The sequence below is a fragment of the Psychrobacter sp. CX14 genome (genome assembly GCF_057396205.2).
Window position 1 is genome coordinate 1,174,536 of sequence record NZ_CM183187.1, and the last position, 15,894, is coordinate 1,190,429.

At 40.6% G+C, this 15,894-nt stretch carries 10 protein-coding genes and 1 tRNA gene; 10 read left to right on the forward strand and 1 reads right to left on the reverse strand.

What is annotated here, in order from left to right:
- Positions 1-54: 54 nt before the first annotated feature.
- The 4 genes from betA to AC2SLO_RS04945 all read left to right on the forward strand — a co-directional run bounded on the left by betA (position 55) and on the right by AC2SLO_RS04945 (position 4,464).
- Entirely contained in the window at positions 55-1,755 is a 1,701-nt protein-coding gene (gene betA / locus AC2SLO_RS04930; protein WP_486542767.1) for a choline dehydrogenase, read from the forward strand.
- A gap of 150 nt (positions 1,756-1,905) precedes the next feature.
- Positions 1,906-3,909, forward strand: a complete 2,004-nt coding sequence (gene betT / locus AC2SLO_RS04935) for a choline BCCT transporter BetT (RefSeq protein ID WP_486542765.1) — start codon at positions 1,906-1,908, stop codon at positions 3,907-3,909.
- Between the two features lie 29 nt (positions 3,910-3,938).
- Positions 3,939-4,295, forward strand: a complete 357-nt coding sequence (locus tag AC2SLO_RS04940) for a DMT family transporter (protein WP_486542763.1) — start codon at positions 3,939-3,941, stop codon at positions 4,293-4,295.
- 92 nt (positions 4,296-4,387) lie between these two features.
- Positions 4,388-4,464: transfer RNA gene (locus AC2SLO_RS04945), tRNA-Val, on the forward strand.
- Positions 4,465-4,665: 201 nt separating this feature from the next.
- On the opposite strand, the gene AC2SLO_RS04950 is transcribed toward AC2SLO_RS04945, so the two are convergent.
- Entirely contained in the window at positions 4,666-4,893 is a 228-nt protein-coding gene (locus tag AC2SLO_RS04950) for a helix-turn-helix domain-containing protein (protein WP_486542761.1), read from the reverse strand.
- A gap of 116 nt (positions 4,894-5,009) precedes the next feature.
- Between AC2SLO_RS04950 and AC2SLO_RS04955 the strand changes: the two genes are divergently transcribed.
- The 6 genes from AC2SLO_RS04955 (at position 5,010) to AC2SLO_RS04980 (ending at position 15,882) form a co-directional block, all read left to right on the forward strand.
- On the forward strand, positions 5,010-5,225 hold the full coding sequence (locus AC2SLO_RS04955) for a hypothetical protein (protein WP_007393965.1): 216 nt from the start codon (positions 5,010-5,012) through the stop codon (positions 5,223-5,225).
- Between the two features lie 10 nt (positions 5,226-5,235).
- On the forward strand, positions 5,236-6,453 hold the full coding sequence (locus tag AC2SLO_RS04960) for an Arm DNA-binding domain-containing protein (protein ID WP_486542759.1): 1,218 nt from the start codon (positions 5,236-5,238) through the stop codon (positions 6,451-6,453).
- Entirely contained in the window at positions 6,440-6,736 is a 297-nt protein-coding gene (locus AC2SLO_RS04965; RefSeq protein ID WP_486542757.1) for a hypothetical protein, read from the forward strand. The genes AC2SLO_RS04960 and AC2SLO_RS04965 overlap by 14 nt, the downstream gene beginning before the upstream one ends.
- 1,022 nt (positions 6,737-7,758) lie before the next feature.
- A complete protein-coding gene (locus AC2SLO_RS04970; RefSeq protein ID WP_486542755.1) occupies positions 7,759-11,679 on the forward strand; it encodes a DUF4132 domain-containing protein in 3,921 nt (1,306 codons plus the stop codon).
- Positions 11,680-11,842: 163 nt separating this feature from the next.
- Positions 11,843-12,982, forward strand: a complete 1,140-nt coding sequence (locus AC2SLO_RS04975; RefSeq protein ID WP_486542809.1) for an ATP-binding protein — start codon at positions 11,843-11,845, stop codon at positions 12,980-12,982.
- Complete coding sequence (locus AC2SLO_RS04980) at positions 12,973-15,882, forward strand: DUF5682 family protein (RefSeq protein WP_486542753.1); 2,910 nt, start codon at positions 12,973-12,975, stop codon at positions 15,880-15,882. The genes AC2SLO_RS04975 and AC2SLO_RS04980 overlap by 10 nt, the downstream gene beginning before the upstream one ends.
- The last annotated feature ends 12 nt before the right edge of the window (positions 15,883-15,894 follow it).

A 15,894-nucleotide genomic window follows, 5' to 3' on the forward strand; every position in this document is an offset into this window, starting at 1 on the left:
ATGTTTTAAAAATGACTCTGCTGGTTTAAAAGGGTCGCTTAAAAGGACAGGATTATGACATCAGTAAAATCAGAATTTGATTATATTATTGTTGGCGCAGGATCAGCAGGTAACGTTTTGGCCACGCGCTTAACGGAAGATACGGATACCACAGTACTGCTACTTGAGGCAGGGCGCCCCGATCATCGTTTAGACTTTCGTACCCAAATGCCAGCGGCGTTAGCCATGCCATTACAAGGTACAACTTATAACTGGGGATATAAAACAGACCCAGAGCCTTATATGAATAATCGAGAGATGGACTGTGGCCGTGGCAAAGGCTTGGGCGGCTCATCATTGATTAACGGTATGTGCTATATCCGTGGTAATGCGCTTGATTTTGATGATTGGGCAAAGATTGAAGGTCTAGAAGAGTGGTCATATCTTGACTGCTTGCCGTATTTTAGAAAATGTGAAAACCGTGATGCGGGCGAGAATGACTATCATGGTGTGGGCGGTCCGGTAGAAGTGACAACATCTAAGCCGGGTGTAAACCCTTTGTATGAAGCCATGATTGAGGCGGGAGTGCAGGCAGGTTATCCACGCACTGAGGACCTAAATGGATATCAGCAAGAAGGCTTTGGCCCGATGGATCGATTTGTGACACCAAACGGCCGCCGTGCATCCACAGCGCGTGGTTATTTAGATAAAGCCAAACCACGTAGCAATATCACTATTCTAACCGGTGCACTGACGGACGTTATTTTGTTTAACGGCAATCGTGCCATCGGTGTCAACGTTGAGCATCAGGGTCAAACCAAGACCTTCCATGCCAATCGTGAGGTCATTGTGTCATCAGGCGCAATTGGCTCACCTCAGCTGTTACAGCGCTCTGGTATTGGTCCTGCTGAATGGCTCAATGAGTTAAACATTCCTGTGGTAAAAGATTTACCTGGTGTCGGTAATAACCTACAAGATCACTTAGAGCTTTATCTGCAGTACGAGTGTAAGCAGCCAGTTTCTATCGCCCCTGCCAATAAATGGTGGAACAAGCCAGCTATTGGAGCAGAGTGGTTATTTATGGGAACAGGACTGGGTGCCTCAAATCAATTTGAGGCAGGTGGGTTTATTCGTACTCACGAAGAGTTTACCCATCCAAACGTGCAGTATCACTTCTTGCCATTGGCAGTTCGTTATGATGGCCGCAGTGCGGTTGATGCGCATAGTTTCCAAGCGCATGTTGGGTCGCTTCGTTCACCAAGCCGTGGCCGCGTGAAACTAAAATCACGTGACCCAAATGAGCATCCCAGTATTTTATTCAACTATATGTCAACTGAACAAGACTGGCGCGAGTTTAGAGAAGCTATTCGTGTGACTCGCGAAATTATCGCTCAGCCTGCCATGGATCCATATCGCGGTAAGGCTATCTCGCCGACTGAAGACATTGTCACTGAAGAACAGCTCGATGAGTTTGTGCGTGAACATGGTGAAACCGCTTATCACCCATCATGTACCTGTGCGATGGGGTATCATAATCAAGCGGTGGTTGATGCCGAAGGTCTGGTGCATGGTATGGAAGGACTGCGTGTGGTGGATGCCTCTATTATGCCGAACATTATTAGCGGTAACTTGAACGCAACGACGATTATGATTGCTGAAAAGATTGCCGATAAGATGCGCGGTAAAAAACTGCCACGTTCGACAGCGGATTATTATGTGGCAGATGGTGCGCCAATTCGCGGCGAGCCTATGCGTCAATATGATGCCACCAGTTAATTGTGGTTATAAAAGTTTATTATTATTGACCTACTTAATAGGGATTCATATTTTGAGTCCATTTTTGGGACTGGTACTACTGAAAGTGTCTCATCACTAGTCAAGAGGTTATGTAAGTAGTACCATTTTATTTATTGATAAGGAAATTTCATGCACAGTTCTCCCGCCGAGGAATCTACGGAAACCCTGAGATTAAATAAGACGGTATTTATTGGTTCAGCCGTTATCTCTATTTTACTTATTATTTGGACCATTTCTTTTCCAACCTATAGTGAAAATTTATTAAGCTCTGGCATGGCATGGGTATCCAATAGTTTTGGTTGGTACTACATGTTAGTCGTTGCTGCTTATAGTATATTTTCCCTATTCGTGGGCATGTCGCGTTATGGTGATATTAAGCTAGGTCAAGATCATGAAAAAGCGCAATTCCCATTTATAACGTGGGCGGCAATGCTTTTTTCAGCAGGTATTGGTATCGACCTGTTATTTTTTGGTGCGTCTGAACCTTTGATGCATTACTTAACACCTCATAGCGGTCTAACTCCAGAGAGTGCAGAGGCCATGCGCGCTGCGCTACCACAGACGTTTTTACATTGGGGATTACATGGCTGGGGTATTTATGCCTTAATTGGTATGACCTTAGCTTATTTTGCGTACCGTAAGAATATGCCACTGGCGTTGCGTTCGGCATTGACCCCGATTTTCGGTGAGCGTTTGGTTAAAGGCTGGCTCGGTGATAGCGTTGATACCTTTGGTGTCGTCTGTACGCTAATGGGTATTGCGACAAGCTTAGGTATTGGTGTATTACAAGCCAATGCTGGTCTTACCCATGTGTTTGGTATTGCAGATAGTAAAACAGTACAAAGTATTATTATCGTACTGGTTATTGTGGCAGCGGGATTATCTGCCATGACGGGAGTGGAAAAAGGGGTTAGACGTTTATCTGAATTTAATATGATAACCGCAACTTTGTTGCTAATTGCCATTTTAGTAATGGGCAATACGGTGTATTTATTGAATGCCTTTACTCAAAACGTAGGGGATTATTTCCAAACTGTCGTCGCCAAAACATTTGATGTTTATGCGTATGAAGGTGCAGCTGGTGCGGAATGGAAGTCATGGTGGACCATCTTCTTCTGGGCTTGGTGGGTTGCTTGGGCACCGTTTGTCGGTCTATTTATCGCGCGTATTAGCCGTGGTCGTACCTTACGTGAATTCGTATTTGGTGTGATGTTTATTCCATTGGGCTTTATATTCGCTTGGTTCTCTATCTTTGGTAACTCAGCAATCGATTTGGTTAATAATGGGGCGACTGAGTTAGGTCAGACTGCTGTAGACAACGCTGCCATGGGTATGTTCGCTTTATTTGAACATTATCCTTATAGCGATGTACTGTCTTTTGCAGGTGTCATAATTGGTCTGGTGTTCTTTGTGACATCGGCTGACTCTGGCGCTCTAGTGCTGTCTAACTTGAGTTCACGGGGTCTTACCAATGATGCGGATGCGCCTGTGTGGTTAAGATTATTCTGGGCCGCAGCGACAGGTCTTATTACTTTAGGCTTATTATTTGCAGGTGGATTTACCTCGTTACAGTCTGTCTCTGTGATAGCAGGCCTACCTTTCTCAATTATTCTTCTACTTTATATGGTATCTATGTGGGGTTGCCTAAAAGAAGAGGGTAATAAGCGTAAAGCCAGTGTTATAGGTACTGCGAATGTGCTTAATAATGGTAAAAGCTGGAAGGCGCGATTACAGCGTATTGTTAGTTTCCCAAATAAGAAACAAGTTGAACGCTTTATGCAAGAAGTCGTTTTATCAGCTATGCAAGAGGTAAGGGCAGAGCTTAATGAGGGCGGGCTAGTGACTAAATTAGTAGAGCGCGATGGCACCAAAGGCTTTGAAGGTTTGAGCTTAGAGGTCGGTCATGGTTCTGAAAATGACTTTGTATATGATGTCTATTTGGTAAAAGCAGAACGTCCGAGCTTTACGTTAGCCTCTTCAAGCACTCAGGCGGAATATTACTACCGTGCTGAGGTGTTCTTAAGTGAAGGCTCTCAGGAGTATGATTTAGTCGGCTATACGAAGGAGCAAGTATTGGTGGATATTCTGAATCAATATGAGCGTCATATGCAGTTCTTGCATCTTGAGCGTTAATTGCTCTTTAGGTCTATGGTGAAGAATTAATGGCGGATTTTATGTCTCCTACTATTATTGCTTATAGTTATTTGGCTGCCGCCATTATTTGCGAAATTATCGGCACTACCTTCTTGGTTAAATCACAAGAGTTCACTAAGGCATTGCCGACGTTAGCAATGGTCATCTTATATGCCTTCTCTTTTTACTTTTTAACCAAGTCGTTAAGGGTTATTCCTTTGGGCATCGCATATGCACTTTGGGGCGGTGTGGGTATCGTATTAACGGCACTAATAGGGCTGGTTGTATTTAAGCATAGCATCGATACACCGGCAATTATTGGTATTGGACTGATCGTCGCTGGGGTAGTGGTGCTAAACTTATTTTCAAACTCTATAAGTGGTTAATGGAGTAGGATAATATTTTAGGGTTAATCACCATTAATTATGACAAAACACTTGCAAAAGCCCAAAAACTTGCTAAAATACGTGACCTCAATAGGCGTATAGCTCAGTTGGTTAGAGCGCTACCTTGACATGGTAGAGGTCGCTAGTTCGAATCTAGTTACGCCTACCAAATTCGAAAGCCCCAATCTTTATGATTGGGGCTTTTTTTGTGTCCATTTTATAAGGGCTGACACTAATTCTAACTCTCGCCACAATACATCGATTCAGTCTATCTTTATAAACTGCAAAAAAACCGTGTGCCCAGATTGTGCCCAAGCTGTGCCTGCCCTATATTTTTGCACTCATAAATTTCTTAAATTTGACCTCTACTCTAATTTTTCAAATCCAGCTCTTCTGCACTAGGCACATACTCAAATATATCCCCGACCCCAACCTCTAAAAACTCACACAGCTTATCAATAGTATCGAAGTCGATTCTTGATGACTGGTCATTATATATTTTATGTAACGTTGTTTTGCTAATTCCTGTCGCTCGTACGGCATCCGCTACCTTTAGTCTTCTTTCCGCTAACAAAGTCGGTAAATGATTAACTATCACAGAAAAACTCCAATCTTAGTTGTAAAAAGTACTTGCATAGTTATAAATATGTGCTAAATTACAACTATGGTATTTAAAAGTACCATCATGATTAAACTTTATATAAGGAATGTATTATGTCACATACTTACTTAACAACCCAAGAGCTTTCTGAACGCATCAAGTACACCCCTCGTACAATTCGAAATGAGCTCAAAGACAGTGTCTTAATTGAAGGCATTCACTACATCAGACCATTTGGTGGTAGAAAAATCCTTTATGTTTGGGAAGAAATTGAAAAAGACATGCGTGTCGGCGTATCCGGCAGTATCAACGCCATGGCATTACAATAAGGAGACTATTATGGCCAGCATTAGAAGCCGAGGTAAAAAACTGTTTGTCGACTTTCGGTACTTAGGTGTCCGTTGTCGCGAAACAACTAATTTGATTGATACCCCTGAAAACCGTAAGAAGCTTCAAAAGATAATTGAGAGGATGGAAGCTGAGATAGTACTAGGTACATTCAACTATGCTCAGTACTTTCCTAAGAGTGATAAAGCTGAACGGATGATGTATCTAAGTGAGCGAAAAGAATGCATCACAACCAATGTGCCATCTTTTACCCAGTTTGCAGAGCTCTGGTTTTCAGAAAAAGAGATTGAATGGCGTGCTACCCAAAGACGCAAAGTTAGAGAAATACTCGATATGTACTTACTGCCTGAGTTTAAAAACAGGCCCATTGAAGGCATAAAAAAGACAGATGTATTAGCCTTCCGCTCATCACTCGCCAAAGTTACGCGCGGAAAAACTAACAAACATCTGTCAGCGGCACGCATAAACTCTATCATGGTACCTTTGGGTATGATACTAAAAGAAGCAGCCAAACGCTACAAGTTTGAAAATCCTTATGAAGACATCAAAGCACTTAAAGAGCCTAAGGTTAGCATTCAGCCCTTCACATTAGAGGAGGTTTGGAAGTTTTTAAACGGTGTCAGAGTAGACTATAAGGCTTACTATCTTGTGCGCTTTTTTACAGGTATGCGAACCAGCGAGATTGACGGCTTAACTTGGGAGAATGTTGACTTTGACCGCAGGGAGATTGTCATTAATCAAGCACTAGTAAAGGGCAAAATCGTACCGCCTAAAACTCAAGAGTCCTATCGAGCGATTCAAATGTCGCCTTGGGTGTATGAGGCCTTGCAAGAGCAGTATAAAATCACATTCGGGAGGTCAGACTATGTGTTTTGTTCTCATACTGGTGATCCACTGGACTACAACAATGTGAATAAGCGTGTTTGGCACCCTACGCTCAAGGCATTAGGCCTTAAAAAGCGCAATGCTTATCAAACTAGGCATACTGCAGCCACTCTGTGGTTAGCCGCTGGTGAGAGCCCTGAATGGATTGCATATCAGATGGGTCATTCAACCACCAAGATGCTGTTTAATACTTACAGTCGCTACGTACCTAACATGACTCGTCAAGATGGTAGCGCTTTTGAAGCGTTGGTCAATCGTAGTCAAGCACAGTTTGATACGAGCAATATGGATATGGACAAGGAGGTTAACAATGAAGACCATTGATTATCAAACACTATTAGCTGATCACAAACCTCAAGGACATATTAGTGCTGAGGCAAATAGCATTGCAAATGCCTTAATACGTGATAACTGTATTCAGGCAGGTAATGATTTAGCACGCTTCTTAGAGGTTGACACTTGCTTCAATAACCATATGGCGCTGCGCGTATGGGTACAAAACAAGCTGGACAACGCGGCAACAAAGCCTGTTGTAGCAGAGGAGTTCCGCGCCTCTTTAGAGCGTGAGTTACGAGATTTATTTACAAACCCTGGTTATGGCTATTAAGTGAGGCGTTTATTATGACTTTAAAACTTCAACCTAACATAACTCAGGGTATCCAAGAGCTCAATATGTGTGAAGATTACTGGGCATACGAACCTACAACGAATTATATTAAGCACGTTGAATATGTCTGTTCTAAATACGGCATTACAGTTCAAGCTTTGTTCAAAGAGGTAGCTGAATGCTTTGCTTACTTAGATGATGTAACGTGCGACTTCTGTGGGTATGTATGCCCTTTGGAGGTTCCTGCGGACATTCCTTATATGAGGTCTAAAGAGAGTTGGTGCTGTGAGGTGTGTGAGCATGCTACATGGCAAGAGTACTATGGTAGGTAGTTAATTTTTTTGAGATTTAAGAGCCAGATAGCTGAAGTTGTCTGGTTTTTTTTATTCAAGGTGTAATGGACTCAATAAATATAGAACAAATGATATTCCATATGTTAAGAATGTAGTATTACCTGTGGGTGTCAATAGTGCAGTATCATTTGAAGCATGGAGATTAGCGCTGTGGTGTTTCTATATCTTTACTACCTCATTTTAGTTATCTAATAATTGCATTTCTAAAGTTTATTAAAGTAATTAAAATCCGTAGTGAAGATGAGCTTTGTATGGAAATATTACTATAAGCTTAAAGGCTTGCTGTTTATAAGACCCTAATGGTGTACCGTCGCTGTTCCTATTACTGCAATGACTAACAATTGCTTAGAATAAAATAATATTTACTAAGGTAAGTATACTAAAAAATACGTATTTCTTTGTTAATACGGCTATAGCCATATAAGGTATTGGCCCAATCTTAATTAGATATTATTAAAGGCGGTGCGCTATAGCCCGAATTGTATCTACATGGGCATTTTCCTCCATGAATTTGCCAGGTTAAATTAAAGCAAAAGTAAAATTTAATATTATTTTTATAGACTGTACCATTTAGATGTACTATATTTTATTTAAAGGAGAGTTAGTAATAAGCAATTAACAAACTAGAATATATAGTTAAATAATTCAAAAAATAAGAAGGGAAATTAAATGGCAAGTCTGTTTGATAAGATAAAATCAATAGCCTCGTTTGGGGATAAAGAAAATAAAGCCGCCATTGATAGCTTATTACCTATTTTCAATGGGTTATCTTTAGCTGATGAAAAGTATCCAGAGCGAGTCATCAACTATATAATCCATGGTAAAGATCCCATCCTATTGCAAGACTTTGCCAATCGTAATGATGACATGCTCGGAACCCTATTAGATTTTCCAGGTACGATTGGATATTATTGGGGCAGCTATCGTCATCAACATAACATGACCACTAATATTAACCGCCATATCACCCAAAGCAAAAATGCTAGGCATAAACTCTATAAGCATATTTTCAAAACTCTGACCCCAGAGCAAATAATTCGATATAGCAAAGTACTAGCAGCTGCGACCAAATCAGAAAACTATAGCGTTATATCGCCAGCAGTTCCAAAATGGTTTACTTATTTAGTAGTAGACGGTCTTAAGTCCACAATGGATAGAGATAGGGAGGTTAAATATCGTTCAAACTGGACTTTTGAGAAGTTATTAAAAGTACTTATGGCCGATGATGTGTTACATAAAGATGACTCGGAAAGTGATGGTTTGACTGACGAAAGTGAACAAGCATTAGTGGCCAAAAATAATGAATTATTAATCAAATTAATGTTCGAGCGTAAAGAAATCGATGAATATTATACCAATTCAATAGATCTAATCTATCAATTGCCTGATACGCTTGAAGTTTTAGAAAACAACAGAGCTTTTGTAGAATCGTTAATTCCCACCTTGTCTGCCAAAGGACAAAAGCAGTTTATTGACAACTTAGCTAATTTGCAACCAAATGTAATTCAAAAATTCCCTTCGCTGGTCGCCATTCTATCTACCAGTAAAAGTAAAACTGTCCGTGAAATAGCTGCCTCAAAAGTTAATACTTTGCCAAAAGAGATGATTCAACCCTATTTAATAGAGCTATTACATAAGGGTAATGCCAGTCAGCGCCGGCAAGCAGCAGATATTATTGCAAGGCAGGGTTCAAATACTGATACAGATTCTGAAATGAATAAAAATATTGAGGGTTCAGAAACCAATAGTGCAGACACTCCCTACTCAATTTTAAAAGCAGCTTTAGAAAATGAAAAGCAAACATCAGTTATTCAAGGCATTCAGTCTGCTTTAAGCCGCTTACAAAGCTTAGATGAGATGGAAGAAAGTAGTTATAAATTACCTGAGATTGAACCTCTTGTTACTCAACCTTTTACTGATAATGTTATCGAAATTTTAACTGAAAACTATCAAGAGTTACTTGAGAAAAAACGAATAATGGCAGAAAAAGAGATTGAGGACAATAAGAGCTCAGAACACCCTAGAAAATGGATGCAAGATAACTACAAATATTGGAATAAATTGAAGCCCACTCAGTATGGAGCTAATCTTCTAGCAGCTTTGAATGGCAAAGGCAATAAAGGTTTGTTTAATAACAATGCCCTTAATGAAATTATTGGCTATAAAAAAAGGCTACAAAGTTTACCTGAATATGGTCTGCATCACGCTATTAGACTTTCAGTGAACAATAATAGAAAAAATAATGGGATTATGTGGCACAAATTTGAAAATGTTATAACCCCAGAAATGTTGATCAATATTGAGCTTAGACAATTGGCTCAGGTAATGAAAGATTGTGATATTGAAAACCCTGAACGAGAAATAGGCGAACAGTATTTGGAATATACTTGGGCGCCTGTGCTACCTAGGTTTCTCAATCGTCCTGAACAAATCGTCCCTTTCTTTACACAACATATAGATTATTTATCGGAAGCACTGGGATTGTTACCTAACCAAAGCGAAAGCAGTTGGTATAAATTTGAGCCTGTTAAAGCAATGGAGATCTTAGCTAAGTTTGAAACCATCCCTAAGCAGTTTATTCCTAGATTATTGGAGTATGCTTTGGGTGAAAGTAAAACAGTAAGGCAAGACGCTCAAGATTTGTTATCTAACTTACCTAATATCCATGAGCGGGCTATAGAAGCTCTGGGTAATGGCAAACAAGCGATACGAGTAACAGCTGTTGAATGGTTAGTCCGTCTTAATGAGCAGGATGACAGTCATAAGGAGCAAGTAATAAAAGCCCTTTATCAACTGCTGAAAAAAGAGAAAAAAGAGATTGTTATCGCCAGTATTCTAACCGCATTAGAAGACTTGGGTGAAGATATCTCAAAGTATCTATCCCCTTCAGCTTTATTAAAAGATGCCGAAAAAGGGCTTAAAGGCAAAACTTTAAAAAGTTTTCAGTGGTTTGATGTACAAAGTTTGCCGCCAGTGAAGTGGCAAAATGGCGAAACGGTTAATCCTTTGATAATTCAATGGTGGGTAACTTTGGCCGAAAAACTAAAAGACCCTAATCCCAATGGGTTGCTGCAACGCTACATGGGGCTACTTGATGAGAACAGTCAGCAAGCCTTGGCGGAATATTTATTGCAAACCTTTATTGCAGAAGATACCCGTACCGTTAGCGTGACTGAAGCAACTGAGACGGCTCAGAAAGAAGCTCCGGCAAGATTGCAAAGTTATAAAGACTCTTACAATCGCTGGGGCAAAGATAGTGAAGACAGTTGGTGGGCACGGTATGAGAACATTACTCTCGAACAAGTTATAGAAGAAATAAAACGAGAGCAACTGAGTATTTATCTAGGCTCAGCAATTAAAAGTAAAGGCTTACTGGCATTAACTTATAAAGCTAGGGGTAGTAAAGCAGTAAGTATCTTGCAAGAGTTTATGAAACAGCATTATCGTCGTAATGCACAGATTATGGCGATGTTGACAGCCTTTGCCAACAGTGATGATCCGCTTGTTATTCAGTTGTTATTGGGCTTATCTCGACGTTACCGAACTACTTCAATTCAAGATTTGGCGAAAGAGTTGGTTACTCAAATTGCAGAACGCAATAATTGGACAGCAGACGAGCTTGCAGACCGTACTATACCTACTGCTGGATTGGATGATAATGGACTGTTAATCCTGGATTACGATTCACGAACACTAACTGCTTTTGTCAATGAAAAAGACAAGTTTGTATTGCAAAACGAGTCTGGGAAAGTCATTAAATCGATGCCTGCACCTAGGAAAAATGACGATGCGGCAATAATTAAAGAAGCCAAATCGCTATTTAGCAATAGTAAAAAAGAGTTGAAACAAGTGCTCAGTTTACAAACGGCTCGACTCTATGAATCTATGTGTAGTGAGCGTATGTGGCATAGCAGTGACTGGCTACAATACTTGTTTACCCATCCGATTATGAAGCGACTGATTAGCAGGCTAGTATGGCTGGAAGTGGATGCTGAGGGCAAGTTAATTCGAGTTTTCCGTCCAGATGAAGATGGCGCGTTGTTAGACATAGATGATGAAGAAATTAGCCTAAGTGATGATAGCTTTGTAAAGCTGGCTCATGCAGTATTAGTAGATCAAGAAGCTTGTGATAATTGGCGAGAGCATCTAAAAGATTATGAGGTTAAACCTTTATTCAGTCAATTTGATCATCATTGTCCACAGTTTGAAAAAGAGGCAAACCAAATTGATGAATTTAAAGGTTATGTCACCGATACTTTCACCTTAAGAGGAGTGTTAACTAAGATGGGGTATCAAAGGGCCAGTATCGAAGATGCTGGTTCATTTGATCGTTATTTTAAAAACTACGACAGTTTGGGTATCTCGGCTGTAATAGTATTTAGTGGCAGTTATGTCCCAGAAGAGAACATTCCCACTGTGCTTTTTGAGTTGTGTTTTGAAACCAAGCAATCTTATTCATGGAATACTGATTATATCTTGTTAAAAGACGTAAACCCCATATTGTTGGCAGAAAGTTATGCTGAATATAAAAAGGTCGCTGAAGCAACGTCAGGTTATGATGAGGAGTGGGAAAAGAAAACACTGTGGTAAGACACTATGATAAAAGTAACTCTAATTTTAGAGCAGTATATTTAAAGCAATCAATTAAAACCTAAGCAATAAAATTAAAACAGTAAATTGCAAATTTGGATAAATTATGTCGACCGAAACTGTGACCAAGGCCGCTCAAAATGATAGCGACGTTAGCAACTCCATGAACAGTGACAATGATGAGGCTAATAACAGTAGCCAAAACGTTCTGAAGCAATCCGCGGAGCAGCGTTATAAGCAAGAACTGGATAGACTGTCGCAAGATGACAAAGCTAACGGACATGCTATTCCAAGTGGCTGGCTTCGTTCACCAAAAGCGGTCCGAAAATTTATATTGGGCGATGAATCCCTAAACATTAGCCGTAAGTTTTATGGCGATGATGCGCTAGTCGACCGCTGTATAGTTACTTTACTTGGCAAACAAGGCTTGATGATGGTGGGTGAGCCAGGTACCGCCAAATCCATGTTATCTGAGCTATTAACAGCGGCCATTTGTGATGATTCAGGACTGATGGTGCAAGGCTCAGCAGGTACCACCGAAGACCATCTTAAATACTCTTGGAACTTTGCTTTATTATTGGCAGAAGGGGCGAATCAAAAGTCTTTGGTTCCGTCTCCGATATATCAAGCCATGTCACAAGGCAAAATAGTCAGGTTAGAGGAAATTACCCGTTGTCCTCCTGAGATTCAGGATGTGCTGGTATCTATGATGTCTGAGAAAACCATGATGATCCCAGAGTTTGGTGAGCAAGGTAGGTTGTTTGCCAAACCCGGATTTAATGTGATTGCTACGGCAAACCTTAGAGATAAAGGCGTCCACGAAATGTCTTCAGCTTTAAAGCGTCGTTTTAATTTTGAGACGGTACACCCGATTAGCGATGCTGAGTTTGAAAAGTCTTTGATTTTAAAACAGTTGAAAACCGAGCTTGGTAATCTAGAAGCCAATATAGGCAATGAAATTGATTTAAAAGATGAAGTCATTGATCTGTTGGTAACTGTTTTTCAAGAGTTGCGTCAAGGACAGACTAAGGCGGGCACTGCTATTAAGACACCAGATGCTGTAATGTCTTCTGCAGAAGCGTTTAATGTGGCTTATGCCTCAGCACTAGAGGGGTATTATTTGGGAGATAAATCGCTATCAGCTGCTGCGGTGGCGAAGCAGATAATTGGGGTGGTGCTTAAAGACAACGCCGATGATATTAAACGTATTCGTTTTTATATGGATAATGTGGTTAAGGAACGAGCGCGAAAAGATAAAACTTGGAAGGCATTTTATAATGAGGGTAAGACATTTTGGCAGTAGATACGGCTCAAGGGGATAGACATTCATTGACCTTTGAAGCTGGACAACTCCCCAAGCGTTTGGCAACAGCACTCAATGATTTAGCGAAATTGAATGAACTGGGCATTTATCTACTGCCCATTCGCCATCATAGTCCAGCTTGTGCCTATGCTACTAAGCAAGCATTGGTTAGTATTGAGCCGAATGCGGTGTTAATTGAAGCGCCTGCCAGTTTTGATGAGATGCTTGAGGACTTAAAGCATCCTGATAATAAACCGCCACTAGCGGTATTGTGTCAAACCCAAGTCAGTTATTTCGTTACAGATTCAGATTCAGATTCAGTCGAGATTGAATCAGAAGATTTGCAAAGCAACAAGCCTTCCGATAAAAGTAACTCATCCGATAAACAGAAAAGCAAACGTCTAGTACAGCATCCTTATTCTGCATATTTTCCCTTTTGTGAATACTCCCCGGAATGGGTAGCACTGCGTTATGCGTCTCAGGGTCAAGAGAATACTGATACCAGTCAAACAAATACCTGCCAAACAGGTAGAAGCACCTTGAATAGCTGTCAACTGCAATGTATAGATCTGCCTTTTTCAGAACAAGTCGCCCATCGTCAGTGGGTACTATCTGAACAGAACTGGGAGTCACAAAGCCTGCAACAAGAGCGATATCTGGCCCATAGCACTTATATCAAAAGATTGGCAGAAAAGCTACATTGCCGAGACCATGATGAAGTCTGGGAGCATTTATTTGAGTTAGATAGCATCTATCAGCTTAGGGATTGGCAAACCTTTTTTGACAAAGTATTGGTATGGTGTGCCATGTCCCGACTTGACTATGAGCAAAAAGTTCTTGAAATGGAAGGTTCAGTGGTGCGCGAAGATTATATGAGCCAACGTATAATCGAGTGCTATCAGTCGCTGAAAAGTGGCTCTGTTAAAAAGCCAGAAAATTCAAAAAATTCAAATAACCCTTTAAAAGATACCCCAAAAATAGTAGTGGTCACTGGTGGTTTTCATACTTTAGCGTTAATTGAAAGCCTACAGCAATCACTCTTATCCGATACCAACAAAGAAGCCTCACAACCATTAGATAAGCCATCGGATACAAGCACCAAGTCAATCACAAGCACCAAGTCAATAGATACAACCCATTCAACGACCGCTAATCAGTCTATCACTACCTCTGCAGATGAGTCTTGGCTAATTAGGTACAGTTTCGATAAGTTAGATGCGTTAAATGGTTATGCTTCTGGCATGCCCTCACCAGCTTTTTATCAAGCTTGCTGGGAACAAATGGTTAACTGCGATGAGCCACAAAACCGACTGCAACTGGTGATCAATTTTTTAAGTGATTTTTCTCACCAATTACGAAAAGAGCAGATTACTCAAAGTAATTATATTACCGTTAAAACGGCCAGTGAACAGGCTATGCGGCTCGCTGAACTTCGTGAGCATAGATTGATCGGTCGTTATGATTTGATAGATGCCTGTGCTAGTAGTTTTTTAAAAGGCAGCAATGATGAAGGTAGCTCAGGCTTTAATCGTTTACTGCGGCAAAACCTTAGTGGGTCCAAACTCGGTGAGGTGGTTAGTAATCAAAGAACCCCACCCATCTTGGCACAGGTTTATGAGTTGGTAAAAGCCAATCGTTTCAAGTTGAATGATACTTTGAGCAAAACTGCAAAGCTTGATGTGTTACGAAATTCGAACCATCGCAAACGAAGTTGCTTACTTCATTTACTCGCATTTTTGGATGTAGGGTTTGCAAGGCGTCAAAGTGGACCGGACTTCTTACATGGAGGACAACTGCACTTATTATTTGAAGAATGGCAATATGCTTGGACTCCTCAAGTTGAATCTCGACTAATTGAATTGTCTGAACAAGGCTCGGACATTTATCAACTGGCCACGACGCAGCTGTTACGTAAACGCCAAGATTATGCTGAGCAGGGGCAAAACCAATCTTCAGCACAACTTATTTCTTTACTTATTCAAGCCTCACTCATGGGGTTGAACTCTCAAATTAACGTCTTATTTGACGAAATGACAAGTATTCTGCCTAAAGACCCTGATTTAGGTTCAGTTATAGCTTGCGGTCAGCATTTATTATATTTATGGACGGGAAAAGCCTTTTTACAATTACAAAAAGACGAACAGCTTGCTACTCTGATTGCTGAAGTTCCGTCTACAGCTCTGTTTTTATTATCACAATTGCAAAACCCTAATGAAGATCAAGTCTCGGATACGCTGGCCAATATTTTAAGTTTGCATAATCTGCTAAAACAAATCGGTCCTATTATTAATGATACTTCTCAAGTAGTCACTCAAGCTATAAGTCCTGATAACTCGATGAGCATTGCTGCTGAGAACGAACAAAGGGTGGTAACTACTGAGGTAGATCTAATTGCAGATTTTCACGAAACATTGAGTAGGTTATTACCCAGTTGGCAGGATATAGAACTTTTGGTAGGGGCAGTACACGCTCTTGAGTTTATTGATGGCATCACTTATGAAACCAATTTAGCACTACGTTTAAAACAACATTTTGGCGTAGGCGCTAATGCTGAAACTGCTGTGGCTTATATATCTGGTATGTTGCAAGCGGTGCCGACCTTATTTTTGCATTACTCAGAAGCTACCGCAATGTTAGATAGATTAATAACCAGTTGGGATGAAGAAACCTTTATCAGTTTATTGCCAGATTTACGATTGGCTTTTACAGGACTAAAACCCATACAGACCAATGATCTTGCTAATCAGGTTGCCAAATTACATAGTGTCTCTGCTGTTCAGGTTACTCAATACCAAGGACAGTTAAGCGAGTCGGACTTGATGCATGGCTTAGGATTAAATCAGCGATTACAAAAACTATTGCACGACCGAGGATTACAACAATGGTTTGGCGTAGAGTGATAGGGGTGGGAA